The sequence below is a fragment of the Neobacillus bataviensis LMG 21833 genome (genome assembly GCF_000307875.1).
Lineage (GTDB): Bacteria > Bacillota > Bacilli > Bacillales > Cytobacillaceae > Neobacillus > Neobacillus bataviensis.
In genome coordinates, this window is sequence record NZ_AJLS01000121.1 from 20,167 (window position 1) to 46,077 (window position 25,911).

Below are 25,911 nucleotides of genomic sequence, written 5' to 3' on the forward strand. Positions count from 1 at the left end.
CTACATGCCCCCTGTTGAATAAATTAATACTTCCTCTTCGTTCGTTGCCTTTGTTAGCAATTCCTTTACTGACCTGCCATCATATAATACATAGATTCGATCGGTGATTCCAATCATTTCGGATAGTTCAGATGAAGCATAGATGATGGCCTTTCCCCTTCGTGCCAACTCGGTGATTAATTCAAAGATATCCTTCTTGGCTCCGACGTCGACACCTTTTGTTGGTTCATCAAAAATATAAACATCTGCTTCCGCAACTAGCCACTTTCCGATTGCCACCTTTTGCTGATTTCCACCTGAGAGATTTTGCACCTTAGTTTCTTCAGATGGTGTTTTAATACCAAGAAGCCTGATTAGCTGTTTTGCCGAATCTTTTTCCTTTTTTCGATCAACAAAACCAAATATCTTTGAAAAACTTCCTAGATTCGCAGCGGATAAATTAGCTTCAACGGATTCAAGAACGAGAATTCCTTCTTTTCTCCGTTCCTCCGGCACTAGGGCAAGCCCGTTTTTTACTGCATCATATGGGCTTTTTAAGGATAATTTGTTCCCATTTATGATGATTTCTCCGCCTGTTAGTTTCTCCGAGCCGAATAACGCTTTGCACAATTCTGTCTTTCCTGCCCCTACAAGCCCTGCAATACCAACAATTTCTCCCGATTTAACATGCATATGTAAATCTTTAATTTTTTCCCTATCTGTAAGTCCCTTTACTTCAAAAACCGTATCTCCGATTTCCGTATTCTTCTCCGGGAACTGTTCGTCCAGCTTTTGCCCAAGCATATGCTCGACAACCTTATTCTGGGTAATAGCGGAAATCTTTTCTTTTACTACAAATTCACCGTTTCTCATGATGGATATCACATCACAAACTTCAAAAATTTCTGGTAAGCGGTGGGAGATAAAAATGATTCCTACATCTTGCTTTTTTAACTCTCGAACAATCCGAAAAAGTTCGTTTGTTTCCATATGGCTGAGTGGTGCTGTCGGTTCATCCAAAATTAAAAACTTACATTGATTCGAGATGGCTCTGGCAATTAAGATCATTTGTTTTTCAGCAAGTGTCAGCTCACTCACTAGCTTCTTTGTCGAAAGTGTGATGTTCATCCCCATTAATATTTTAGCTGCTTTTTGATGAAGCTTCTTCCAGTTCATCCACTGCCTTTTCTCCATGTTATGGACAGTGTCCAGCAGCATGATATTTTCCGCGACAGTTAAATACGGTATGAGGGCAGTATCAACTTCCTGGTATACGATTTGAATTCCGGCATCCTGGGCACATTTCGGCGAACGGATATTGAGATGTTTCCCATCTAGCGATATCTCCCCGGTGTAATGGTCATAAGCCCCTGATAAAACCTTCATTAACGTTGATTTACCTGCACCATTCGCCCCAATCAATGCCTGAATAGTTCCCGTTTCCGTTAAAAAATTGACTTGATTCAATGCCTTTACACCCGGAAATTCAATCGAAATGTTTTTCATTTCTAATGTTGTGCTCATAAAAATGCCACCCCCTTATTAAAACGGCACCCTCTTAATCTATCGAAAAAGAGAGTGCAGCTCACGATTACTTCTTATAATGCTTCTTTAATGTTTTCATCCAATCCTCTTCAAATGCTGTGGACTCGCCCCAACCCGGAATGATTTTTGAAAGATTAACCATGTTTACAGGATCCTTGGACTTCTGAAGATTTTCTTGTGACACAAGCGATGCTTCTAAATCAAATGTTTTCGGCGTTTCTTCACCGGCTAATTTTTTTGCAAGTAATCTCATATCAACAGCACCGATTAATTTAGGGTCTACAGCAGCTGTATATTTCCATGCACTGCCTTTTCTTTGAATTTCTTGGAGGTCGGCATTCGATACGTCAATCCCATAGATTTTTACCTCATCACGCCCTGCTTCTTTAAGCGCTCGTGCTGCACCAATTGCAAAGGCATCCCAAGTAGCAAAAATCGCATCCAATTTACCTTTCGGATATTTATTCAACATCGCGGCCACTGCATTTTGCGTTTGGACACTTGTATCAGCAGCAGCTACCCCAAAACGCTCCACTTCTTTGATACCAGGGTTTTTCGCAAGTACATCTTGATATACTTTGTTACGTCTAACCATTGGCGGGAAACCGTCAACCCATAGGTAAGCAATATTTGCTTTACCATTCGTTTCCTTTACAAGCTGATCCAGCGCTAATGTTGCTAATGCCTCATCATCCTGGGAAGTAAGGGTCACACCCTCGACATTCGCTATGTTTGGATTTGAATCAAACGCAACAACGCTTTTTCCTTTTTCAACAATCTTCTTCACATCGTTTATTGTCGCATCGTCATCACCATGAGAAATAATAAATCCGTCATAATCTTGGTCTAGTGCCTGATTGATGGCATCATGGAATTTTGCTGTGTCTCCATTTGCCGTAAACACGTCCACTTTTAAACCTAATGCTTCTCCCTCTTCCTTCGCACCTGCTAAGAATTGGGCAGTATGATCGTCACCGCCAATTTTGCGAATGACCTTAATTTTTAACTGATCACCTTTAGAAAATGCCTCCGGTACTCCCTCAAGCGAAACCTTATTGTTGCCGCTGGCCTGCTTTGTTTCTCCTCCAGATGCACATCCTGTGAGTAGTAGTGTTGCCGCCAATGCTGATACGAGTGTACTTTTGAAAATATTTCTTTTCATTTTTAAAATCCTCCTCATTGTTTCTACTTATTCTCCGTTACTCCTATAGGAAAAGTTTGCTTTTATGTAAAATAAAAAACCTCTCCAGAAAAGAGAGGTTTCATCACAAATAGAAGGACTACTCCTCTCTTATCTTTCAAACAAAAAATTTGTTTGCAGGATTTAGCACCAATTCCTTTCCGGAACGGTTGCTGGGCGTCATCGGGCCAGTCCCTCTGCCACTCTTGATAAGAGAACGTAATATTCATTTAAAGTATTAAACTTAATTTAAACTCCTATTAACAAGTTGTCAATAGTATTTTGAATATTTTCAATTAAAAAATATCCAAAATACTCGCATTAAGTGGAAAATAAAGCGAGGTTCATATTGGTAGCTATTCCTTTATAATTGTTTGAAATTTCGGTATGATAATATTTAGCATTCCGAAATATATTTTAGAAAGGAGTGTTATTTAAAGATGAATCAGCAGGAACATGCAAAACGTAATTTACTAATCATGTGGTTTGCCAACTTCTTTGTCGCCGGAAGCATGACGATGGTTATGCCGTTTATTTCATTGTACATTGAGTCCTTTGGGGATTTTTCCGAAAAATATGTCCAGCATTGGTCGGGATTAACGTTTGCGATTACATTTGTTTCCGCCTTCCTTTTCTCACCGATATGGGGGAGAATTGGTGACCGGTATGGCAGGAAAAAAATTCTGATCTTTTCCGGATTAGGGATGGCATTGTCGATTTTTCTAATGGGCTATGTCCATTCTGTTTGGCAGCTATTTATGCTGCGATTTTTCATGGGATTCTTTTCAGGATTTATCCCGATGTCACAAGCTTTCATTTCAACGCAAACACCGAAACAGATTGCCGGGCGTGTCCTAGGTACATTGCAAACTGGCAGCATCACTGGTTCGTTATTTGGGCCGATGTTAGGCGGAATATTGGCAGATTCCCTTGGCTATTCCACTACTTTTAAGTGGACCTCCATTTCCATATTCATCTCTGCCCTGCTTGTCATGGCCACAAAAGAATTTTTGCTTGAAGCCAAAAAGGGTGCCAAAACCCACTATTCAAGCAAGGAAGTATTTAAGCATATTACCCGCAATCCAGTTTTACTAACCGTACTGCTCATCTCGGCTCTTGTCCAGATTGCACACTTTAGCATCCAACCGATTTTGTCCCTATTTGTTAGTAATTTGCACGGATCAGCAAATGTCGCCTTTTATTCAGGAATTGCTTTTTCCGCTGCAGGCCTTGGCAATCTCATGATGTCGCGGCGATGGGGAAAAATTGCTGATAAGGTTGGCTATATAAAAGTATTAGTCATTCTACTTTTCTTGGCGGGAATTTTCTATCTGCCGGGGGCTGCGGTCACGAATTTTTGGCAGCTAGTCATCATTCGCTTTACCCTTGGTGTCACGATTGGCGGGATTATTCCAGTTCGGATCGCTTATATCCGCCAGGAAGCACCGATTGCCATGCAAGGCGAGGTGCTTGGCTACAATACAAGTTTACGATTCCTCGGGAATATATTCGGCCCAATGTTAGGTGGATTTGTCTCTGGTTCGTTTGGATTTTCCGCTGTCTTTATCAGCACAAGTGCGCTATTAATCATCAGCGGAATTATTCTTTTTGTTTCCATGCACCGGCATCCAAAGCTCGTGAAGCACATAGCATAACAGCATCGGAAAATTCCGATGCTGTTTTCTTTTGAAGGATTAAATTCTTCTTATCTCTATAAATATGAATAAAATAAAAAGGAGGTTATCCCTGCTCTATTATTTTTGTATTATATTTTTCCTAACGCTAAAATCACAATCTTGATAATAGCTATTTTTTACTAGTATATTAGGGCCGAGGCAGGAAACAGCTGGGCAATGGCAGCTTAATTCCTTTGCCAATGCTGATGATTGCCAAGTTTCGTATGCGTCTAACAGATTTGTAGTTTGGATATTGCCTAATGATGGTGTGTCACCAAAATCAGTGACAATTATGTCACCGTTAAATATATTCACGTTTAAACGGGATCGTCCATCTGGATCATTTCTTACTGTGACATTCTTACTGCTATACAATCTTTTTAAAAGATCTAAATCCTCTTGGTTACTGCTGCATGCATAGAACGGCAGTGTCCCAAACAGCATCCACACCTTTTCATCCCGAATATCTAGCAGGTGGTGGATAGCCCCCCTTATTTCCTCCAACGACAAGGTTTCCAGATTACTAGCAAAATCACTAGGGTACATTGGATGGATCTCGTGACGATGACAATGCATTTCGTCTACGATTTGCCTGTGAATTTTTTCCAAATGCGGCATCGTCCGCTTGTTTAACATCGTTTCTGCAGAAACCATTACACCAGCTTTAACAAGCGCGCGGCTATTTTCTATCATTCTTGTAAAATATTTTTCCCGTTGCTCGTAATCCGGCTGACGCTCCATTCTTGCAAATCCGCCTTCAACAAAATCATCAACCGTTCCCCAGTTATGTGAGATATGTAATACATCTAAGTATGGAATGATTAATTCATACCGGGCTAAATCAAGAGTTAAATTTGAGTTTATCTGCGTCCGAACCCCACGGTCATGGGCATATTTTAAAATCGGCACGACATAATTTTTCACAGAGGATAATGATAGCATTGGTTCCCCGCCAGTAATACTTAAAGAACGGAGTGCCGGGATTTCCTCAAGTCTACGTAATAATAATTCAAGCGGAAGTGCATCTGGATCCTTTGTCTGCAGCGTATATCCTACCGCACAATGTTCACAGCGCATATTACAAAGCGTTGTCGTCGTGAATTCAATGTTGGTTAGCTTTGGTTTTCCATATTCCTCGATATCTAAATAAGCTTCCCACGGGTCATATTGTGGTGTAATACTTCTCATTTTCAGCATTTTGAACTCCTTAAAAATCAGTCTTAACAAAACCTTTTTATTATAGCTGATTCCGGGACAAATGTGCTAATTTCAACTGTTACAACAGTCTATGTTAATCAATATAGGTTTATTTAAAGAATTGGGTAGCTGGAAAGCTGATAAGCTTTGTTTTTATGTCGACAAATTACCTGGGAAATATCAACAAGATAAGAGGGATATCGACAACTATTATGAACATTCAGAAAATAATAACTACCTTATTTCACTCAAAAAAGCTGTCATTTAGAGGCAAGCGCCCCAATAACAGCCATCATTCATATAACGATCCACATCGTCTAGTATACCAGCCGTACTTATTGTTACCGTTCCTTTTATTTTTCCGCTCTGACGGGCATAATGTTATCGCTTTTTACTTAAGTAATACACATAAACTTTAATCATGAAATAGCTGACTTCTTCTGGAAGCAGTTCTTTTATCGGTTTTAATCGTTCACGTCCGGCTTCTTCCACGGCCTTTTCTAATAAAGGGATATATTCACCTGGAACATGCCTTGTAAAGTCAACGTCCAATCCTTGCTGTGCGCATTGAAGCAAATGGCTTTCAACAGTGCTTACAGCAAGCTCTCGCTGTTCAGCAATTTCCTCAATCGATAAATGCTTTTGATTTAATGCCAATGTCTCCAAATGGGAATCGCCAACCGCTTTTTTAGCAGCCTTTTTCGGCGCTGCCTGTTCTGCCTGGATTTCACTCTGATACTCCGGATTAACTTCTAAAAAAGTACGGATAGCTTGAATGAATTCAAGTCCATATTTTTTCAACTTATGTTCCCCGACCCCGCTCACCTGTAAAAATTCTTCGTTTGTTTTTGGCAGCTTGGCACACATGTCCTTAATGGCAGCATCAGAGAAAATCACAAATGGCGGCACTTTCTCCGTTTCGGCAATCCTCCTGCGAACATCCCTTAACTCCTCAAACAGTGGGCCATTCTTCGATACTTGTTTCACTTTAGCGGCCTCTTTACGATAAACCGGCTCATGACCTAAAAGAACATCCTTACCTTTCGGAGCTACATAGATCGTCGGAAATTGCCCCTGTTCAATCGCAATTAACTCCTGTGAAATCAAAAATTCAATAAAATCACTGACCTCTTTCGCCCCTTGATCCTTCATGATTCCATAGGTCGTAAGCCGATCAAAGCCCATTTCGGTCACCTTTTTATTTTTCGAACCTGTTAATACTTGTGCGGTAATATTTTTACCAAAGCGCTGCCCCATCCGAATTACACAGGACATCACCATTTGTGCTTCCTTTGTCACATCGATGCTTGTCCTAGAATCCAAGCAATTACCGCACCTGCCACAATCATCAGTTTCTGTTTCGCCAAAGTATTTTAAAATAAACTCTTGCAGGCAGTTTTCTGTATGACAATAATCAGCCATTTGCTGCAGCTTTTCTAATTCTTGAGTGATACGACTGCGGTCGCTAGACTGGTCAATCAAAAAGCGCTGTACCTGTACATCCTGCGGGGAATACAACATGATACATTCACTTTCTAATCCATCACGTCCGGCACGGCCTGCCTCCTGATAATAGCTCTCCATATTTTTCGGCATTTGGTAGTGAACCACGTACCGGATATTACTTTTATCAATTCCCATCCCAAAGGCAGAGGTGGCAACCATGACGGACGCTTTATCTTCTAAAAATCGCTCTTGCTCACGCGCGCGGTCTGCATCACCCATCCCGGCATGATAACGGGCAACATTGATATTTTCCTTCCGAAGCTTTTCATAAAGCTGGTCGACATTTTTACGTGTTGCCGCATAAATGATGCCCGCCTCCTGTTCATTCTTCTTAAGATAATCCTTGAGAAACTTTTGCCTGTCCTGCCCTTTAATAACCGCAAAAGACAGATTTTCCCGTTCAAATCCGGTGATGATCGTATTTCTTTCATCAATGTTTAATAGATGGCAAATATCCTCACGGACTTTTGGAGTTGCTGTTGCTGTTAGTGCTAGCACATTCGGCCGCTGTGGAAGATTATTGACCATTTGTTGAATATGACGGTAGCTAGGACGGAAATCATGACCCCACTGTGAGATACAGTGCGCTTCGTCAACGGCAACTAAGGGAATCTCCATACTTCTTAAATCTTCCACAAATTCATAGGATTCTAATCTTTCAGGAGCTATGTATAAAAGCTTGTATTTCCCTTGCTTCGCTTCATAGATTCGCTTATTTGCTTCGCTATAACTTAACGAGCTATTAATAAAGGTGGCTGGAATTCCAACTTGAATGAGGGCATCTACCTGATCCTTCATTAAAGAAATCAATGGGGAAATAACAATCGTGGTTCCCGGAAGAACGAGAGCGGGAATTTGATAACAAATGGACTTACCGCCGCCTGTCGGCATAACACAAATGGTATTTTCCTGGGCTAATACGGAACGGATTGCCTGCTCTTGGCCGTTACGGAAAGTGCTATAGCCAAAATGGGATTCTAGTAAGGGGAGTGCTTTTTCAAACAAAATGGTTTCTCCTTTCATTTTCCAAAAAGTCATTTTATCTAATCTTATTATACAGCTTTTCCTTCTCCGATTTAGCCTTTATTAATGTATATTTGTGGTAAACTAATCATGTTTAACCCATAAATAGATTTTAAAGGCAGGCGTCTATCGTTGAACCGTTTATTTACCGTACTAATTTGTGCCGTTCTGAGCGGATGTTCCATCACTGCTAACCAAGCCAGAAAAGAAGCACAGATCGATGTAAAATGGCCGATTTATAAAATTGAAAAAGACAATAACTTCATGTATCTTCTTGGTACTATTCATATCGGGAAAGAAGAGATGTATCCTTTTCCTAAAAAAATTGGACAAGCCCTCAAAGAATCAAAATACCTCGTTACTGAAACGGATGCCACAGGAATAATGGATGGTGATTATCAACAATCCGTAAATAAAGAGATGTATTTTTTAAAAGAAGATGAAAGCTTAAATGATTTTTTATCTAAGGGTGCGGAAGGTATTTTAAAACAGCGGGCAGAGGAGTATAACCTTGATTATCAATCGCTTCAAAAATATCAGCTTTGGTTTGTGATGAGTTTATTTTTAAGTGCAGGGATTGACGAGTTATCTGCCGATTATGGTGTTGATAAAAAGATAACGGAGCTGGCGGATACCCATTATGTACCAAATAAATACCTGGAAACGCCAAAATATCAAATTGAAGCCATGAGAAAAGTATATACTGAAAAAGACGCTGATCAAGTGATTAAACAAATTCCTACATTACAAGAATCCCAAAGGCAGCTATGGCAGCTGTATTCAGACTATATTCAAGGAAAATTTGATGAGCAAGTAGATCAGCCAGATGATGATTTTGATTACAAGCAAAATAAAATTCTTGTTGAAGATCGAAATAAAATTTGGGTAGAAAAATTCGAATCGTATATTGGAAGTGGAGATATTTATTTTGTGGCTGTCGGGGTCGGGCATTTAGAAGGTGAAAGTGGAATTCTTGCCACTTTTAAGAAAAATGGGTTTGTAGTTAAAAAAATCAGCGAGTAAACTTTTTAAACGCTTGAGGCCAAAAAGAGCCTCAAGCGTTTTTACTTGCCGATTTATTTAACTCCAGTTTCTTTCCAAGCTTAAGAAAACCAGAGGATGTTAGCACTCCCGAAATAACCATAATTGTTCCAAGCACTTGAAAAATTGAAACAGCCGTCCCTGTCATGATGGAGAGAACCATGGTTACCACCGGAACGAGGTTAAAAAAGATAGAAGTCTTTCCCACCCCAATGATCTCCATTGCTTTATTCCACCAAAGATAACCTAACACGCTTGTAAAAATGGCCATAAATAAAATGGCTCCCCAAGCAGATATCGGAACGTTTGATAGCGGTGGACTTGGTGAATTGATTGCTAATAGAGCAAGGCATACGGCACCGATCATCATTGTATAAGTGGTGGTCTCCAAAGAAGAACTGGTTTTTAAATACTTTCGCCCTAATACCCCATATAACGCCCAGCAGACATTCCCTACTAAAATCAGCACGTCACCCTTAGAAAGGGAGAGCGTACTGATGACCTCCCATGATCCACGTGTTAAAACCAATATTACTCCAAAAAGGGCAAAAATAATTCCGGCAGTTTGTCTTTTGGTTATCGGTGTTTTTAGGATACAATAAGCCAAAACGCTTGTAACCAAAGGATTTGTAGCCATTATTAATGCCCCATTTAATGGAGAGGTATGTTTCATTCCAAAAAAGAAAAAGGCATTAAAGCCGAAAATTCCAATTACCCCTAACAAAATGTAAATGGGTCCGTTTCTCCGAATCACCGCCCATTTTACTTTCTTTTGTATCAAAAGGATATAGAGCATCACAATAGCGGCAATACCAAATCGCCAGCCTGCAGCACTAGCAGCTGAGAAATAATGAACAGCGTATTTTGCAAGGTTAAATGTGGCACCAGTAACAATAGCGAAACCCAGTAACATCCCAAACACTTTACCGTTCATTTTTTCGCCCTCCATCTAACATTTCTTGATAAGTTTCCAGCTTTTCTTCCGTTAGCTGGATGACCATCTCGATTTCTTTCCTTTGCTGCTCCAAAGTGAGTAAATGCTTTTGTAAAATATTCATCCGTTTTTGTACCTTCAGGGTTCTTTCTTGCTCGGAATCCTCACTTTCCAACAGACACCCATCCAACAAAAACTCTTGGATCTCTTCTAAGGACATTCCCGTATTTTTAAGCACCTTCATAAACTGCAGTAAGCGAATATCGCCCGCTGTATATAGCCGTTTTCCACCATGTCTAATTGGTGACGACAATAGGCCGATTTTTTCATAGTATCGTAATGTATGGGCAGTAAATCCTGTTTCTCTGGCAACCTCTGAAATAGTAAACATTTAATTACACCTCCTATTCACATGCTACAACTTAGAGCTAGCTTTAAGTCAAGAAGGAAAATAAGATTTCCGAAATAAAAAGATCACTTATTCTAGATAACATTTTCCCAAATCGCTTTTTGTATTTCACTCTTGGAGGAAAGTACGACGGAAAATCCTTTATCAGGGCTATGAAGGACTAATCTTTAATGGAATTCCAGCGATTAGTCCTTCATATGTGTAAGTCGGGACTGGAAAAATCCGTTTTATTAATAAAATTTATTCATTTGTACCGCCGGGATGGAATTTATATAATAAAGAGATATCGAAGGGAGGAAAATATGACAATTAAAGCAGTGATATTTGATTTTGATGGAACGATTATTGATACGGAAACGATTTGGTTTCACGTATTTCAGGAACTACTGGAAGAGAAGTTCAAACTGGATTTGCCGCTTGAGGAGTTTGCAAAAAGTATCGGCACAACGGATGATGAGTTCTTTCAATACATTGAAAGCCAAATTGGGATGAAAATTAATCTTAATGAAATAAATACATTAGCAAAAGAACGATTTTTAGAAAAAAAGGGTATTTTAGAAGTTCGTGAGGGTGTAAAGGAAAAATTGGATGAAGCTAAAGGGCTTGGCTATAAGATTGGACTTGCTTCTAGTTCATCTAGGGAGTGGGTAGAAGGATTCCTTAAACAATTTGATCTTTGGGAATATTTCTCCGTCATAAAGACAAGTGAGGATGTAGATAAGGTTAAACCTGACCCTGAACTTTATCTAAAGGCTTTAGAAGAATTACGAGTTGAACCACAAGAGGCCTTGGCGATTGAGGACTCGCTTAACGGAGCCTTAGCAGCAATTGAGGCCGGGATGACATGCATTGTTATTCCAAATCAGGTTACTGCCTTTTTAAACTTTCATGAAAAAGCCATTCGCTCTGAAACATTTGCTGACTTTAGCTTCGAACAAATAAAATTATAATTTAACAACTGAAATTACTGTTCAAAAAACTAGACTGCCGAGATTTCCTCGGACAGTCTAAACTCCCCCTTCAAATAAGGATGTTTTTCAATATTCCATCTTGATGCTCACCTTTTTTAGGCGGTGGGGCAATCGTTCCCTGTTCAACGTCGCTGTGCATTTTAACTTGATAATCGCCCCAAGAAGAAGCAAATAGTAGCTCTTTCTCTTTAAAATATGGGTGCGCGCTTAGTTCTCCAACCTCAAGGACTGGCGCCATACAGCAATCAACCTTTTGGGCAAACTCAATCCACTCATCGAAGGTTTTACTTTTAAAAAGGGCTGTCACTTCTTCAAAGACCGGGTTTGTTTTCTCTGTTTTTGAAAAATGTGCCTCAACCCAGCCCTCTTGCCAATGTGCTAGACAAAAATTCCGCCAAAACTTCTGCTCGAGTGCCCCCAAGCTCATATACCTTCCATCCATTGTTTCATAGATTGCATAGGAAATAATGCTTCCGTTAAGTACATTAATGCCTGTCCCCTCGCCTGTTTCTTTTTCAACCATAATATGGTTACCGAGTAATGATACTAATTGGTCAGTAATCGAAATAGAATGATAGCTTCCCTTTCCAGTTAATGACTTTGAAACGAGTCCTGCCAGAATTCGCTCATTTGCGGCAAACCCACCCAAATAATCTGCAAGCGGAATCGAAGGATGAACAGGTTTTCCTGCTTTATCTTTGAGCTGTGCCAAGACTCCGCTTAACGCCATGTAATTGATGTCATGATTGCCAAGCTTGCTATGGGTTCCGTTCTGTCCATATCCCGAAATAGAACAGTAGACGATATCAGGCTTCACATTTCGGACAGCCTGATATCCAAGGCAAAGTTTCTCCATCACTCCAGGTCTGAAACTTTCAATCACGACATCGGCAGTGGCAATCAATTTTAAAGCTGTTTCTAAGTCTTCTTTTTCCTTCAGATTTAAGGTAATACTTTTTTTCTGACGGTTGTTTGCGAGAAAAACAATCCCTTCGCCTTGTTTGGAAATTCCGGTATTCCGAGCAGGGTCTCCCCCAGGCGGTTCCACCTTGATAATTTCTGCCCCTAATTCCGCTAACCGTAACGTGGCAAAAGGCCCCGGCAGATAGTTTGTAAAATCTATGACCTTTATTCCTTGTAACATGATCAGAATCCTTTCCTATGATTTCTTTGGTGTAAATAGTTCCTCCAGCTGTTTACGGAGAACAAATTTTTGGATTTTCCCGCTGGCATTACGCGGTAGTGCATCGCAGAAAATATATTTACGAGGCCGTTTATAGTTGGCAAGACTATCACTATTCTTGCAGAATTCATCTAATTCTTGTTCTGTTACATTTGGATCCTTTTTGACAACAAAGGCGGAAACGGTTTCACCCCAGCGGTCATCAGGCTGACCGACAATCGCGACATCTAATACTCCCGGGTGCGCATGAAGCGCATCTTCAACCTCACGAGGGTAAATATTTTCCCCACCGCTGATAATCATGTCATCAACACGGTCATTTACAAAAAGGAAACCATCCTCATCAAGATAGCCAATGTCTCCCGAATGATACCAGCCTTTATACAACGCGTTTTCCGTCGCTTCTTCACGATTGAAATAGCCAACCATCATACATGGCCCCTTCACAATGATTTCTCCCGTTTCTCCAGCCGGCATCAAATCATCAGGATCGGATGGTCCACCTTCTGTCGTGCGAACAATCCTGATGTCGTGATTAAGTGCTGCTTGACCGGCAGATCCCGCTTTCCTCAATTGATCATATTCGGATAAGAAGGTAATGGCAGGCCCCATTTCTGTCATCCCGTAGGCTTGAATTAAAGAAATGCCTAAACTGTCATGGAGAGCATGCACAAGAGATGGGGCCATTGGAGCTGCACCGTATAAACCTTGCTTGAGGCTCGATAAATCATATTGATTTAAATCTTCTTGGAGGAGCATATTCCACATCGTCGGTGCTGCAAAGAACCTTGATATTTTTTCATTTTCAATTAATGATAGAATTGCTTTTGGATTAAATTGATGCAGAATTACATTCTTTGCCCCTATTTGTACCCTCGGCAGAAAAGCGCAATGCAGTTCGGCGCAATGGAACATCGGAGCGGTTACGAGGCCGACATCCTCCGCTTCAATCTTTTGGGCAGCGACGCAAAGCAAGCTTTGATCCACCATATTGCGGTGTGTGTGCATGACTCCTTTAGGTCTTCCCGTTGTCCCGCTTGTATAAATAAAGGCATATACATCATTTTCATTGACGTCTATTTGAACTTCTTCAGTTGATGCGGAGCCAAGTTTTTCTTGATAGCTTGCTGCATATTCCGGTTTTTCTTCATCAATGAACCAGAAGGAGATTTTATCAAAGCGATTGGCGATTGCAGACACGACAGGCTCTAAAGACTTTTCAAAAAGAACAACCTTTGGGGTTGCATCCGCTAAAATATAGGCCACTTCCTCGGGTGTAAGACGGAAATTAATTGGATTAAAAATAGCACCAATTTTGGCACAGGCAAAAAAAGCAGTTCCTAATTCCTCGGTATTAAACATAAACGTGGAAACACGGTCGCCCTTTTTCACCCCTTCTTTTAATAAAGCATTTGCAAGACGATTGACTTGATCGTTCCACTCTTTGTAGGTGTAACGGACATTTTTGCGAACATCATAAAGGGCATCCTTATTTGGAAACTTTTTTACGGTTAATTCAAAGATTTTTCCGATTGTCGTGGTCATTTCGTACCGCCTCCAATTTGGGTTTACAGGCAATCAGCGGGTACGCTGATTGCCTGTATTAATTCTGAAGAGTATTTTTAATAAAAGGTGGAACATTAGGAACTTATCCCCTTATATGGATAAAACCTGATTAGAGCAGGAATTCAGTACCAATTTATAACATCAGTTCTTAGCCAAAATTCCGGTTTACTCGCGAATTTTTGTGTCTTACTGGCGAATTTGACCATTTTACTCGCGAATTTTACTACTTTACTCGCGAATTCCAGCACTTTACTCGCGAATCAATTTTTGTCGTGTTGATTAATCTAACCGCTCAATAATTGTTGCGTTTGCCATGCCATGGCCTTCGCACATCGTTTGCAATCCATAGCGGCCGCCAGTGCGCTCAAGTTCATGCATCATTGTTACCATCAAACGAGCGCCGCTCCCTCCTAGTGGATGGCCAAGAGCAATTGCACCACCATTTGGATTTAGCTTTGCAGGGTCAGCACCTGTATCCTTCAACCATGCTAGCGGCACTGGTGCGAAAGCTTCGTTTACTTCAAATACATCGATTTCATCAATCGAAAGCCCAGATTTTGCTAAGGCCTTTTGCGTGGCGGGAATCGGCCCTGTCAGCATCAAGGTCGGATCTGAGCCAACAACCACGCGTGTATGAACACGGAAGCGAGGTTTCAGTCCAAGTTCTTCGGCCTTTTCACGGGACATGAGTAATAAGGCGGCTGCCCCGTCACTAATTTGGCTGGAGTTTCCAGCATGAATGACACCATCTTCCTTGAAAGGGGGCTTCAAACCGGCCAACGCCTCAAGTGAGGATCCCTTTCTTGGGCCTGAATCATCTTTGATGACAGCAGTTGTTCCATCAGAGAGTGTTACTTCAAGTGGAAAAATTTCTCTAGTAAAATAGCCTTCGTCCTGTGCCTTTAATGCTTTTTGATGACTCTCTAGTGAAAATTGATCGAGCTGTTCACGTGTAAAGCCGTAGTTTTCGGCAATGCGTTCAGCAGATAAGCCCTGATGGATCATTTCGTATTTTGATTTTAAATTTGGACTAAATATTTCCTCTGAACCTTTATAATTAGAACCCATCGGTACACGGGACATACTTTCGACACCGCCGGCGATGACAACATCCATGTCGCCGGCAAGGATCGCCTGTGCGGCAAAATGAACAGCTTGCTGGCTTGAACCACATTGACGATCAATCGTGGTGCCTGGCACCTCGATTGGAAAACCTGCGATTAAAGCAGCAACCCTAGCAATATCTCCTGCTTGTTCCCCTGCTTGTGTCACACAACCTAAAATGACATCATCCACAATGGCTGGGTCGATACCTGCACGGTTCACCAGTTCTTTTAAGGTTAATCCTGCCAAATCATCCGGACGGATATCTTTCAAAACACTATTTCTTCTTCCAACCGGGGTTCGAACTCCCTCAACAATCACTACTTCACGCATATTCATCTTCCTTTCTATAATCCTAGATTTTTTGCAATAATTGTTTTCATAATCTCATTTGTGCCGGCGTAAATGCTGGAGACAGGAATATCACGGGATCGTCTCGCAATCTCATATTCTTCCATATAACCGTAGCCGCCATGGAGCTGCATGCACTCAGCCGCAATCTTCTTCGCGATTTCAGTCAGTTTCCACTTTGCCATCGATACCTTCGTTACGACATTTTTACCTTCGATATGTTCGCCAATTAATTGATCGAGGAAGGCTCTGCCCATTTCAATATCTGTTGCCATTTCAACAATTTTAAACTGCGTATTTTGAAACTGGCCGATAGGCTTTCCAAACGCTTCCCGACTTTTTACGTAGTCAAGAGTCATTTTCAGCATGACTTCCGATGCTGTTTGCGCTCCAATCGCGACAAGAAGCCGTTCCTGTTGGAGTTTTTCCATTAAATAAAGAAATCCTTTGCCTTCCTGACCAAGCAGATTCTCCTTTGGAACCCGGCAGTCTTCAAAAATCAATTCTGCTGTATCCTGACAGTGAAGCCCGACTTTGTTCAGCTTTCTGCCTCTGGAGAAACCAGGGGTATCACGTTCGATGACGAGCAGGCTGACCCCTTTATGTTTCGGCACTGCTTGCGTGTCTGTCTTAACCGCAACAACGACAAGGTCGGATTGGATCCCATTTGTGATAAACGTCTTTTGGCCATTGACAATATAGTGGTCACCCTCGAGCCTGGCGGTTGTTTTGATGTTAGCAAGGTCGGAGCCTGTACCCGGTTCCGTCATCGCTATGGCAGTAATGACTTCGCCGGTAACGCACTTCGGCAGCCAGCGCTGTTTCTGTTCTTCGGTTCCATAGGCGGTGATGTACGGGACAACGATATCATTGTGGAGTCCAATGCCAATTAGCCCAGAGCCTACTCGTTCCAGCTCTTCGTTAATGACAACGGAAAAGCCCCAATCAACTTCACTGCCGCCATATTTCTCATCGATATCAGGGCATAGAAAACCTTGCTCTCCCATCTTCGACCAAAAGGAACGAGGAACCATCCGGTCTTCTTCCCATTTTTCATAAAAGGGATATGCTTCTTTTTCCAAAAACTTTCTTAACGATTGGCGAAAAATTTCATGGTCTTCGTTTAAGTATGGATGTTTCATGTTTTAACCTCACTTTTTTAATTGAAACGCTTTCATTTATGAATAAATCTAGAATCTTACTTCAACTTCTCTTCGCTGCTCATTTGATTCATTTTTTGCCGTAACTGATATTTTAGTATTTTTCCAGAGGCATTCCGCGGCAGCTGTTCCTCAATAAAAATCCTCCTTGGAACTTTATAGCCAGCTAACTTCTCCCGGCAGAAGCTGCGCAATTCCTGCTCATCAATCACTGTGCCTTCTTTTGGTACGATGATGGCACAAACCGCCTCGCCCCATACCTCATCCGGTAACCCGATTATGGCGGCATCAAGGATAGCTGGATGTTCGAAGAGAACTCCCTCTACCTCAACAGAGTAAACATTTTCCCCACCCGAGATAATCATGTCTTTCTTCCGGTCAACTAACGTGATGTACCCTTCACCGTCAATCGTTGCCAAGTCGCCCGTATAAAGCCAGCCACCCTTCAACGTGCTTTTCGTTTCCTCTGGCTTTTTATAATATTCCTTCATCACCATCGGGCTGCGGACAATAAATTCACCAATCACTCCGGGTAGAACATCCTTCCCCTCTTCATTTACAACCCGTGTTTCGGTCATGAAAATTGGTTTTCCACCCTTGCCAAGATGGAACTTATGTCCTTCAGGATCAAGGAGAATTCCGCCTGGCCCTGCCTCCGTTAAGCCGCAAAGATTATAAAACTGATCTGTTTTAAATAGCTGCATGCTTTTTTTCACTAGCTCTGGAGCCATTGGCGCTGCCCCGTACCCAACCCGCTTAATAGAAGTTAAATCGTACTCGGCTGCATTCGGCACTTGAAGCAGAAAGTTATACATGGCTGGTACGGCAAACAGATGGGTAATTTTATGCTCTTGAATCGCTTGCAGGGTTTTAACTGGATGAAAATCACGATGGATAATATGGGTGGCGCCAAGGGCAACCCCGGAAATAAGAAACAGGTTCAATTGAGCCGAGTGGAACAGCGGAGCTAAATGAAGAATGCGCTCATGCTGGCTAATCTCCATATTGATAACGACGGAAATACCGACTTTAAAAATTTGACTATGATCAAAAAGGGCTCCCTTTGGACGTCCTGTTGTGCCCGAAGTGTACAGAATCTCGACATCGTCTTTTTCAGAAACCTCTATATCCGGCTCATCAGTGCAATCCGCTAAAATTTTTTCATAGGAATAGAAGCCCACAGTTTCCGGCTCGCCAACTGTAATTACCATTCGTACAACTGTCCCTTTTTTCGCTTCAGCAATGATTTGTTCAAATTCCTTATCGCACACTACAATAGCTGCATCTGACTGCTCTAAAATGTATTGAACCTCTGTAGCGGTTAATCGGAAGTTCACTGGAACAGCAACAGCACCAATTTTAGCAGCGGCAAAAAAGGTAAAGACAAAGTGGTCTGAGTTCTTCATCATTAAGGCAAGCTTGTCACCTTTGTTCACACCTTTCTGCAGCAAACCATGAGCAAGCCTGTTTACTTCTTCATTAAAACCTCGGTATGTGTAGCTTCTACCATCACACTCGATTGCTAGTAATTCTGGAAACTTGCGAGAACTTTGAGACAAGAGACTTCCGATATTCATGTTTAGATCCTCCCTTTTTGTAAAAAAGATTCACCATGTAACATGCAAGTATTATGCCAATATTGCGGGAGTTGGGAACGTAGCATAATTGTGTCTATATAGTGCATTACTTAATTATCGTCTGCACACAGAGGGTATTTAAGTGTCCAATTACTGGACACCTTTGCAACTATGTTGGCAGCTTATATTTCTTGATTTTTTCATATAAACCAGATCGGCTGATACCTAGTAATCTAGCAGCTTGCACTTTATTTCCATGTACTTGTACAAGCGCTTTTTTAATTGCCTCTAGTTCGGCATTTTCAACCATTGACACATGTAGGGCAGACTCTTTAACAGGGATCAGTTTAATTAAATAATCCGGCAGATCCTCGTATTTTATTTTTCCATCTTCGGAGAATGTCATCGCCCTCTCCATGACATTCCGTAGTTCACGAACATTTCCCGGCCATTCATAGTTGAACATCACTTCTTTGGCTTGATCCTCAATTCCCGTAATACTAGTACCTAAAATTTGATTGAATTCAATCATAAACCGACTGATTAAATGATCAATGTCACAAGGACGATCGCGCAGCGGTGGAATATGAAGTGAAATAACATTAAGGCGATAATACAAATCCTCACGAAAAAGGCTTTCCTTAACCATTTCTTCTAAATTTCTATTCGTTGCGGCAATGATCCGGACATCCACTTTTATCTTTGCATTGCCGCCAACTCGGTAGAATTCCCGCTCTTGAAGTACGCGAAGCAGCTTGGCCTGCAAAGTCAGGGACATGTCGCCAATCTCATCGAGAAAAAGTGTTCCACCGTTAGCCAAATCAAATTTCCCAAGTTTGCCTTTTTGCTTTGCACCTGTAAACGCTCCTTCTTCATAGCCAAAAAATTCTGATTCTAGCAAATCCTCAGGAATCGCGGCACAATTCACGACGACAAACTTACCTGAGCTTCTAGCACTACTGTGATGAATCGCGTGAGCAAATAGTTCTTTCCCGGTACCGCTTTCACCGCGGATGAGGACGGTAGACCTCCCCTTCGCTGCCTTTGCTCCGCTTTTCTTCAATTTTTCCATGAAAGGATCAGTGCTAAAAATATGCTCCCAGGTGTACCGGGCTGTTTCCGATTTCTGGTATTGCTGGTGGTAAAAGTTTGCTTTATTTTCTGCCTTCTGCAGCTTATTAAATAATTCGCTTACCTCATTTAATTGGCGAAATACAACCTTACCGAGTGCCCCAATGACTTTTCCATCCTCAAGGATTGGGATGCGGTGAACGATATATTTAATTCCATTTATTTCTAAAAAGCCGCTAACCTCCGCTGTTTCTGATTCATAAACCTTTTCTAATTCCAGCTGCGGCAATACACTCGTGGCTTGCTTGTTTAGCACCGCATCTTCTGAGAGATTGTATAATTCCAGGAGCGGTGGACTGACCATCGTGATGACTTTCTTTTCATCGGTCATGACGATTCCATCGAAGGCATGGTCAATCGCTGTTTCTAGCGTCCTCTTTAATTTTTTTATCAATTGCAGCTCTTGTGATGTATGTAGCAACGACATCACCATATCCGTTTTCGTCAGGATCCCGACGACACGATTCTGTTGATCGACGACCACACCAGTTCCAACTTTACTTTCTTTGACGAGCTCTTCAATTTTTTCATATGGGGTATTGACACTTATCTTTTCAACCTGTCTTTTTATGTAATTTTTAATTGATGTTGGTAGTGGGGTTTCTTCTAACACCATTTGCTGCAAGCTGCTGCGGGTAAAAACTCCAACCGGTTGACCGCTTGCATCTGTAACAGGAAGAAGGCTCCACTTCTTTTGGTGCATAAGGGTAATTGCTTCTTTAAGGGTGGTTTCTTCAGTGACTTTAAAATCAACGGGGGTAATAATATCTTTAAAGTGGAGCATGTCTTCACTCCCTACTTTTCACATACCTCTATTGTAACAAATATGTAGGATATTTTTGAATATTTTAATAATATAAAGTTTAAATTGAGAAACTTTTAAACTCTTTAATCGTAGATATTTAATGAGAAATTTTTTGAGGGGTGACATGATGAGCGAAAAAGGCTGTATTAAATGTGGAAGCAGAGAAACCGGCACAAAAGATGTAGCCATGACTGGAACGGGGTTGTCAAAAATGTTAGATATTCAACATAATAAATTTACGGTAGTTTTTTGTAAGAAATGTGGCTATTCGGAGTTTTATAATAAGAAGTCTTCGACGGCTTCAAATATTATTGATTTGTTTTTAGGAGGGTGATTTAAAAAGGAACAAAGGAAACATTTTGGCTTCCTTTGTTCCTTTTAAAGTAGAAAACTGAATGTTATTTCGGCTGCATGCGGATCGCACCATCAAGTCTGATTGTTTCTCCATTCAACATCGGATTTTCAATGATGCTTTGAACAAGTTGGGCATACTCGCTTGGGAACCCTAGTCTCGGTGGGAACGGTACCATTTTTCCAAGTGAATCCCTTGCTTCCTGTGGTAATGTATCAAACATTGGTGTGTGGAAAAGTCCCGGTGCGATGGTCATCACACGGATTCCATAGCGGGCAAGCTCTCTTGCAGTCGGCAAAGTCATTCCGACAATTCCGCCTTTGGATGCGCTATACGCAGCCTGGCCAATTTGTCCGTCGTAGGCTGCAACCGATGCAGTATTGATCATAACGCCTCTCTCGTTTTGATTATTTACCTCATTGCTCATCATTTTCTCAGCTGTCAAACGAATCACGTTGAAGGTTCCGATTAAATTGACATTTATAACTTTTGAAAAAAGTGCTAGATTATGAGCGCCATTTCGGCCAAGGACTTTCTCAGCGATGCCAATCCCGGCACAATTCACAACGGTATTGATTCCACCCATAAATTCAGCGGCTTTATTAACCGCTTCTTGAATATCCTCTTCCTTCGTTACATCCGCTTTTATAAATAAAACAGCCTTCCCTAATTCGTTTTGAAGGCGAACACCATTTTCTTCTGATTGGTCAAAGATGACGGCTTTTCCCCCGTTTTGAACGATATTGCGAACTGTTGCCTCACCAAGTCCAGATGCACCGCCAGTTACAACAGCAAGACATTCTTGTATTTTCATTATTTTATCCTCCTCACATCATTTCCTAATTACTACTTTGCAAGAATTATGCCAATTTAGTGCCTAATAGAGGGTTTAGGCAATTCAAGCAGTATCTTTCTTTCAATGTATATGGTTTGGACAGTTTTTTATAATAATGTTCAAAAATTGTACAGTGAAAAAGGCCGGCCCCCCATGATCAAAATGAGGCCCCGACCTTTTTCTTTGAAACTATGTTTTCCCTTGAAGCAATCCGCTTTTTTCTTTCAATTAATAAAACTAATACAATGGCGGCAATTAAAAATAGACTAGCAACCCGGAAGATGGAGGCAATATCTACAAATTGGGCGAGAATCCCAAAAATGAGTCCGCTTAAACCAATCCCCAAATCGATAGATGAGAAGATCATTCCATTGGCTACACCGCGCCGATGAGTTGGCGTCATTAATAAAGCCCAGGATTGCAGTGTCGGGATTAAGCAGCCAAAGCCAATACCAAATAACACACCGGCAATGGAAATAAAAAGACTCGAATGAGCAAAGGAGAGCACCCATATTCCAATAAATGTCGCGGATGTACAGAATAGTACAAGTCCTATCGGCCCTTTCTCATCAAACCATTTTCCTGCGATGGGTCTTGCCAATGTAGCCATAATCGCATTAAACATATAGAATAAAAAGATTTGCTCAATTCCCCGCTCCTGCCCAAAGATGACGATAAACGTCGCAACAGCCCCATATCCAAGATTAATGATGATCGTTATAAACGCAGGGAACCAGCTAGATTTTTCTACAGATGACCCTATATAAGAGAATTTTAGTTCCTCTTTTCGTGTATTTAATACACCTTCAGGAGTTTGATAACGGACAAGCGCCAGCAAAATAACCGCAATCACCCCTAATATTGCCGAGATATAAATGAGATTTGTAAAAGAAGTAATTTTATATAAAAAGATTCCTAGGCTTGGGGCAATAATCATGCCAATGGTAATCGAAAGACCGAAATAGCCCATTCCTTCCCCGAGCCGGGAATTAGGAATCACGTCAACTGCAGCCGTACCATTAACTGTGGTTGACCAGCCCCAGACTAAACCATGTACGAAGCGGAATAAAAGAAAAATCACCACAACTTGTGAGATGGGATATAGGATTGTGATCAGTAAGAGCATTACAGCTCCAGTTATGACAAGCGATTTTCTAGGCTTGTATTCCAGCATAAAGCCGATAAATGGCCGGCTAAGTACAGCTCCAATCGAAAACAATGCCGTCACTAAGCCTATTTCTAGACCTGATGCCCCTATTGATTTTATATATGGTGGCAGGGTTGGAATAAGCATTTGAAATGACATAAACACAAATAAGTTCCCTACCATGAGCATGATAAACGACTTTGTCCACAAACGCTCTTTCAAATAATCCCCTCCTCATTAAACAATAAAAAAGAATCTTCACCCAGAAGATCCGTTTGTAATTAGCTTATTTCGTATCACTAAATAATATCATAAAAGTCAAAAAAGATAAATTAGAATTTTTAAATAGTGGACTTTTCCAATTTCCTTTTACCAAATTTCATAAGTCTTTTCACTTAGGACTTTTTGCATATTTTGTAGAATGATATTTATTGAATATTCGAAATATAAGGTATTATAATAAAATTTGTAGGAAAATTACATAATAGGAGGGAAATATTTTGAAGTTCAAACGTTTATCTGTTTTATTTGCACTTTTGTTGATTTTAAGTACATGCTTCTCATCTTTGGCATTTGCTACTGATAGTGATAAGCCAAGCCTTGTTGCACTAGGGGATTCGATTACTCACGGTTGGAATCTCGATGGTGATTATTCACCTACACAACCAGTGTCACAGAACGCTTTTCCTTTTTTAATTGCGGATAGAGGATTTAATGTCACAAATATTAGCAATGGCGGCTGGACTTCAGCTGATATACTTGCACAAGTGAAAAATTCGGCGAATGAAGAATCTATTAAAACTGCTACTATTTTTACGCTTAATATTGGGAACAATGATTTAATGAAAGCAGTAGGCCTTTCCGATATTTTAAAAAATGGTACACCCGTTGATCCTGAAACCCTCAAGCCAAATGCACTAATTGCAGCATCCCAACTTGGAGAAAATCTGATAGAAATTTTCAAAAGAATAAGATCATTAAATCCAACAGCACCTATCATTCTTTACAATCTCTACAATCCATTTGGTGAAAGTGATATCCCATTTAATAAATTCCTTAATATTATCGGGGAAGATATCGTTTCCGGCGTTAACAAAGATGTAATTGCTCCATTTAAAGCAGCGCCAGGCATATTTGTTGCTGACAGTTATTCAGTTTTTAATGGCAAGCAAAGTGAATATGTGAATCAGTTTCCATTTGATCCAATCCATCCAACTGTAAAGGGTCACCAAACACTTGCCGGATTAGCAACAGGAATTGTTGATTCATTACTGCCAAAAGATGAACCATTGTCGGTTGAACTAACACCCTCTACAACCGAACAAGTAAATGACAAAGTTACTATAAATGTCAAAACAAATACACCAAATGTTACCGTAATGTTATGGCTTCCAGGGGAAAAGGTTGCTACTGACTTCTTAACATCGGGTACCCCGATTATTGATAACAAGTTCGATGCAACCGAAAATGGGAAATACAGTATATTAATAATGGATAATAAGCAAAGGGTAAAAGTTCAAATAATCGAGATTACTAATATTTCAAAAGATGACCCAGTAAAAGGAAATCCTGACCCAATTCCTGGAGACAGTGGCAGTAATAATCCGGCACCTGATAAAAATACGCCGACGACGCCTGTTCCAGACAATAATAAAACTTTCCAGCCAACACCAATCTCAACTAACAGCGGTGCAACTAAGACTACTACCACTAAGAGCGGAAACACATTGCCTGATACAGCGACGTCCATGTTTAACTATATAGCATTAGGCCTCGGATTAATGGGTGCGGGATTAGTGGTCATGGAACTTAAGCGTAGAAGAAAAGAAAGTATGTAAGATTACATTCAGTTTCTTGATAAAGGGACAGGCCTACAGAGTAGGGCCTGTCTTTCACTTTATCCACTTAAAAGTGATGAATATTTTACCTTTAATACGGTATTATTAAGTTAGATTATCCATTTAAAACGGAGGGTTCAGATGAAGAAAAGGAAAATCGTAATCACACAAAATTTGGAACACGGCCACATCGAACAAATTAAAAACGTTATCCCCGATTGGGAACTAATTGTAAGTAAAGATAAAGAAATCTATCTGAAGCACGCAAAGGATGCTGAAATTATTGCAGGCTGGAAAAAGGGGCTTGAAGAATTTTGCCTTGGCCAGGAGTCAAAGCTAAAATGGCTGCAAACCTGGAGTGCCGGTGTTGATTCCTTGCCGCTTGAAACAATACAATCGAGAAATATTACTTTAACTAGTGCAAATGGTGTCCATGCTTACCCCATTTCCGAAACCATTTTTGCCTTAATGCTTGGCTTAACGCGAAAAATCCATACATATGTGAAAAACCAGCAAGCGAAGACGTGGCATCATGCCCATATGGGGTTGGAGTTGCATGAGAAAACCATTGGGATTATTGGCGTTGGAGAGATTGGTAAAGAAACAGCGAAAATCGCCAAAGCCTTCGGGATGAATATTCTTGGTGTCAGGCACTCTGGGAAGCCTGTTGACAATGTGGATGAAATGTATACTCCAGACCAATTAGAGCTGCTGCTGCCAAAATGTGATTATGTAGTTGTAACCTTACCACATACAAAGGAAACCCATCATTTATTTGGTACTGAGCAGTTCAAGCAAATGAAAACAAGTGCCTTTTTTATTAATATCGGACGTGGAGAAATCGTTGTGGAGAAGGAGTTAGTCGAGGCATTACTGGAGGGAACCATTGCCGGTGCCGGTCTGGATGTATTTGAAAAAGAGCCGTTATATACGGAGAGTCCGTTCTGGGAAATGGAAAACGTGATTATTACCCCGCACACTTCAGGTTCTACTGAGTTCTATAATAAGCGTGTTGTCGAAAACATCTTCATTCCGAACTTAAAGGATTATATTTCTGGAAAAACTCCATCCATCAATCTTGTAGATTTTTCAAAAGGATATTAAATGCAGAAAGCAGTGGACTTCGTTCTTGAAATCCACTGCTTCCTTTATTTCTTTTTCTTTTTTGCATTATCAACCACAAACTTACTTTTAGTAACGGTTTCAACAACCACTTGTACATGAACAATTTTTTCATCAACATTAGTAACACTTGTGACTTTTGCTTTACGACCTTTAATTTTTAAATCTTCCCCTTCGGTTGGAACACGGTTCAGAAGCTGACTTAATAACAAATTCTTCTTTTCAAAAAAGTGAACAGCAAACATATTGTTCTCCCCTATTTCAAATGGAATATGTGCA

21 protein-coding genes and 1 riboswitch are annotated in these 25,911 nt (G+C 40.8%); of the genes, 6 read left to right on the top strand and 15 right to left on the bottom strand.

What is annotated here, in order from left to right; genetic code table 11:
- Window positions 1-1,503 carry a sugar ABC transporter ATP-binding protein gene (locus tag BABA_RS16655; protein WP_007086384.1) on the bottom strand — a complete coding sequence of 501 codons (1,503 nt, stop codon included), beginning with the start codon at window positions 1,501-1,503 and terminating at the stop codon, window positions 1-3.
- A gap of 67 nt (window positions 1,504-1,570) precedes the next feature.
- A complete protein-coding gene (locus BABA_RS16660) occupies window positions 1,571-2,686 on the bottom strand; it encodes a sugar ABC transporter substrate-binding protein (RefSeq protein WP_007086385.1) in 1,116 nt (371 codons plus the stop codon).
- A gap of 126 nt (window positions 2,687-2,812) precedes the next feature.
- Window positions 2,813-2,920: riboswitch (SAM riboswitch) on the bottom strand.
- A 224-nt stretch (window positions 2,921-3,144) separates the two neighbouring features.
- Here BABA_RS16660 and BABA_RS16670 point away from each other — a divergent pair.
- Window positions 3,145-4,359 carry an MFS transporter gene (locus BABA_RS16670; protein ID WP_007086386.1) on the top strand — a complete coding sequence of 405 codons (1,215 nt, stop codon included), beginning with the start codon at window positions 3,145-3,147 and terminating at the stop codon, window positions 4,357-4,359.
- Window positions 4,360-4,458: 99 nt separating this feature from the next.
- On the opposite strand, the gene yfkAB is transcribed toward BABA_RS16670, so the two are convergent.
- Both yfkAB and recQ read right to left on the bottom strand, forming a co-directional pair.
- On the bottom strand, window positions 4,459-5,577 hold the full coding sequence (gene yfkAB, locus BABA_RS16675) for a radical SAM/CxCxxxxC motif protein YfkAB (protein ID WP_007086387.1): 1,119 nt from the start codon (window positions 5,575-5,577) through the stop codon (window positions 4,459-4,461).
- A gap of 381 nt (window positions 5,578-5,958) precedes the next feature.
- The gene (gene recQ / locus BABA_RS16680; protein WP_007086388.1) at window positions 5,959-8,088 is read right to left on the bottom strand and encodes a DNA helicase RecQ; all 2,130 of its coding nucleotides are present in this window, start codon (window positions 8,086-8,088) and stop codon (window positions 5,959-5,961) included.
- A 150-nt stretch (window positions 8,089-8,238) separates the two neighbouring features.
- On the opposite strand from recQ, the gene BABA_RS16685 reads away from it, so the two are divergent.
- Complete coding sequence (locus BABA_RS16685; protein WP_007086389.1) at window positions 8,239-9,129, top strand: TraB/GumN family protein; 891 nt, start codon at window positions 8,239-8,241, stop codon at window positions 9,127-9,129.
- Between the two features lie 31 nt (window positions 9,130-9,160).
- On the opposite strand, the gene BABA_RS16690 is transcribed toward BABA_RS16685, so the two are convergent.
- Together BABA_RS16690 and BABA_RS16695 are read right to left on the bottom strand one after the other, a co-directional pair.
- Entirely contained in the window at window positions 9,161-10,081 is a 921-nt protein-coding gene (locus BABA_RS16690; protein ID WP_007086390.1) for a DMT family transporter, read from the bottom strand.
- Window positions 10,071-10,472, bottom strand: a complete 402-nt coding sequence (locus tag BABA_RS16695) for a MerR family transcriptional regulator (protein WP_007086391.1) — start codon at window positions 10,470-10,472, stop codon at window positions 10,071-10,073. Before BABA_RS16695 ends, BABA_RS16690 begins: the two co-directional genes overlap by 11 nt.
- Window positions 10,473-10,792: 320 nt before the next feature.
- Between BABA_RS16695 and BABA_RS16700 the strand changes: the two genes are divergently transcribed.
- Window positions 10,793-11,440: an HAD family hydrolase gene (locus BABA_RS16700; RefSeq protein ID WP_007086392.1), complete on the top strand. Its 648-nt coding sequence runs from the start codon at window positions 10,793-10,795 to the stop codon at window positions 11,438-11,440.
- A gap of 70 nt (window positions 11,441-11,510) precedes the next feature.
- Here the strand turns inward: BABA_RS16700 and BABA_RS16705 are convergent, their stop codons facing one another.
- The 6 genes from BABA_RS16705 to BABA_RS16730 all read right to left on the bottom strand — a co-directional run bounded on the left by BABA_RS16705 (window position 11,511) and on the right by BABA_RS16730 (window position 20,317).
- Window positions 11,511-12,605: a CaiB/BaiF CoA transferase family protein gene (locus BABA_RS16705; RefSeq protein ID WP_007086393.1), complete on the bottom strand. Its 1,095-nt coding sequence runs from the start codon at window positions 12,603-12,605 to the stop codon at window positions 11,511-11,513.
- A 15-nt stretch (window positions 12,606-12,620) separates the two neighbouring features.
- On the bottom strand, window positions 12,621-14,189 hold the full coding sequence (locus BABA_RS16710; protein ID WP_007086394.1) for a fatty acid--CoA ligase: 1,569 nt from the start codon (window positions 14,187-14,189) through the stop codon (window positions 12,621-12,623).
- A 300-nt stretch (window positions 14,190-14,489) separates the two neighbouring features.
- Window positions 14,490-15,647 carry a thiolase family protein gene (locus BABA_RS16715; RefSeq protein WP_007086395.1) on the bottom strand — a complete coding sequence of 386 codons (1,158 nt, stop codon included), beginning with the start codon at window positions 15,645-15,647 and terminating at the stop codon, window positions 14,490-14,492.
- Between the two features lie 14 nt (window positions 15,648-15,661).
- A complete protein-coding gene (locus BABA_RS16720) occupies window positions 15,662-16,807 on the bottom strand; it encodes an acyl-CoA dehydrogenase family protein (RefSeq protein ID WP_007086396.1) in 1,146 nt (381 codons plus the stop codon).
- 56 nt (window positions 16,808-16,863) lie between these two features.
- Complete coding sequence (locus BABA_RS16725) at window positions 16,864-18,402, bottom strand: acyl-CoA synthetase (RefSeq protein WP_007086397.1); 1,539 nt, start codon at window positions 18,400-18,402, stop codon at window positions 16,864-16,866.
- 169 nt (window positions 18,403-18,571) lie between these two features.
- Entirely contained in the window at window positions 18,572-20,317 is a 1,746-nt protein-coding gene (locus BABA_RS16730) for a sigma-54-dependent Fis family transcriptional regulator (protein ID WP_007086398.1), read from the bottom strand.
- 148 nt (window positions 20,318-20,465) lie between these two features.
- On the opposite strand from BABA_RS16730, the gene BABA_RS16735 reads away from it, so the two are divergent.
- The gene (locus tag BABA_RS16735) at window positions 20,466-20,672 is read left to right on the top strand and encodes a zinc ribbon domain-containing protein (RefSeq protein ID WP_007086399.1); all 207 of its coding nucleotides are present in this window, start codon (window positions 20,466-20,468) and stop codon (window positions 20,670-20,672) included.
- A 64-nt stretch (window positions 20,673-20,736) separates the two neighbouring features.
- Here BABA_RS16735 and BABA_RS16740 read toward each other — a convergent pair whose 3' ends face one another.
- Both BABA_RS16740 and BABA_RS16745 read right to left on the bottom strand, forming a co-directional pair.
- Window positions 20,737-21,504 carry a 3-hydroxyacyl-CoA dehydrogenase gene (locus BABA_RS16740; RefSeq protein ID WP_007086400.1) on the bottom strand — a complete coding sequence of 256 codons (768 nt, stop codon included), beginning with the start codon at window positions 21,502-21,504 and terminating at the stop codon, window positions 20,737-20,739.
- Window positions 21,505-21,682: 178 nt separating this feature from the next.
- A complete protein-coding gene (locus BABA_RS16745; RefSeq protein ID WP_007086401.1) occupies window positions 21,683-22,894 on the bottom strand; it encodes an MFS transporter in 1,212 nt (403 codons plus the stop codon).
- Window positions 22,895-23,172: 278 nt separating this feature from the next.
- Between BABA_RS16745 and BABA_RS16750 the strand changes: the two genes are divergently transcribed.
- Entirely contained in the window at window positions 23,173-24,510 is a 1,338-nt protein-coding gene (locus tag BABA_RS16750; protein WP_007086402.1) for an SGNH/GDSL hydrolase family protein, read from the top strand.
- A 141-nt stretch (window positions 24,511-24,651) separates the two neighbouring features.
- The gene (locus BABA_RS16755; protein ID WP_007086403.1) at window positions 24,652-25,614 is read left to right on the top strand and encodes a D-2-hydroxyacid dehydrogenase; all 963 of its coding nucleotides are present in this window, start codon (window positions 24,652-24,654) and stop codon (window positions 25,612-25,614) included.
- Window positions 25,615-25,658: 44 nt separating this feature from the next.
- Here BABA_RS16755 and BABA_RS16760 read toward each other — a convergent pair whose 3' ends face one another.
- Entirely contained in the window at window positions 25,659-25,877 is a 219-nt protein-coding gene (locus BABA_RS16760) for a hypothetical protein (protein WP_007086404.1), read from the bottom strand.
- Window positions 25,878-25,911 lie beyond the last annotated feature (34 nt).

Excerpts from the sequence above, each read along its gene's own strand:
- BABA_RS16670 (WP_007086386.1), top strand. The coding sequence starts at position 3,145 with ATGAATCAGCAGGAACATGCAAAACGTAATTTACTAATCATGTGGTTT.
- BABA_RS16735 (WP_007086399.1), top strand. The coding sequence starts at position 20,466 with ATGAGCGAAAAAGGCTGTATTAAATGTGGAAGCAGAGAAACCGGCACA.
- BABA_RS16700 (WP_007086392.1), top strand. The coding sequence starts at position 10,793 with ATGACAATTAAAGCAGTGATATTTGATTTTGATGGAACGATTATTGAT.
- yfkAB (WP_007086387.1), bottom strand. The coding sequence starts at position 5,577 with ATGCTGAAAATGAGAAGTATTACACCACAATATGACCCGTGGGAAGCT.
- BABA_RS16715 (WP_007086395.1), bottom strand. The coding sequence starts at position 15,647 with ATGCGTGAAGTAGTGATTGTTGAGGGAGTTCGAACCCCGGTTGGAAGA.
- BABA_RS16690 (WP_007086390.1), bottom strand. The coding sequence starts at position 10,081 with ATGAACGGTAAAGTGTTTGGGATGTTACTGGGTTTCGCTATTGTTACT.
- BABA_RS16740 (WP_007086400.1), bottom strand. The coding sequence starts at position 21,504 with ATGAAAATACAAGAATGTCTTGCTGTTGTAACTGGCGGTGCATCTGGA.
- BABA_RS16655 (WP_007086384.1), bottom strand. The coding sequence starts at position 1,503 with ATGAGCACAACATTAGAAATGAAAAACATTTCGATTGAATTTCCGGGT.
- BABA_RS16755 (WP_007086403.1), top strand. The coding sequence starts at position 24,652 with ATGAAGAAAAGGAAAATCGTAATCACACAAAATTTGGAACACGGCCAC.
- BABA_RS16725 (WP_007086397.1), bottom strand. The coding sequence starts at position 18,402 with ATGAATATCGGAAGTCTCTTGTCTCAAAGTTCTCGCAAGTTTCCAGAA.
- BABA_RS16695 (WP_007086391.1), bottom strand. The coding sequence starts at position 10,472 with ATGTTTACTATTTCAGAGGTTGCCAGAGAAACAGGATTTACTGCCCAT.
- BABA_RS16710 (WP_007086394.1), bottom strand. The coding sequence starts at position 14,189 with ATGACCACGACAATCGGAAAAATCTTTGAATTAACCGTAAAAAAGTTT.
- BABA_RS16705 (WP_007086393.1), bottom strand. The coding sequence starts at position 12,605 with ATGTTACAAGGAATAAAGGTCATAGATTTTACAAACTATCTGCCGGGG.
- BABA_RS16730 (WP_007086398.1), bottom strand. The coding sequence starts at position 20,317 with ATGCTCCACTTTAAAGATATTATTACCCCCGTTGATTTTAAAGTCACT.
- BABA_RS16720 (WP_007086396.1), bottom strand. The coding sequence starts at position 16,807 with ATGAAACATCCATACTTAAACGAAGACCATGAAATTTTTCGCCAATCG.
- BABA_RS16660 (WP_007086385.1), bottom strand. The coding sequence starts at position 2,686 with ATGAAAAGAAATATTTTCAAAAGTACACTCGTATCAGCATTGGCGGCA.
- BABA_RS16760 (WP_007086404.1), bottom strand. The coding sequence starts at position 25,877 with ATGTTTGCTGTTCACTTTTTTGAAAAGAAGAATTTGTTATTAAGTCAG.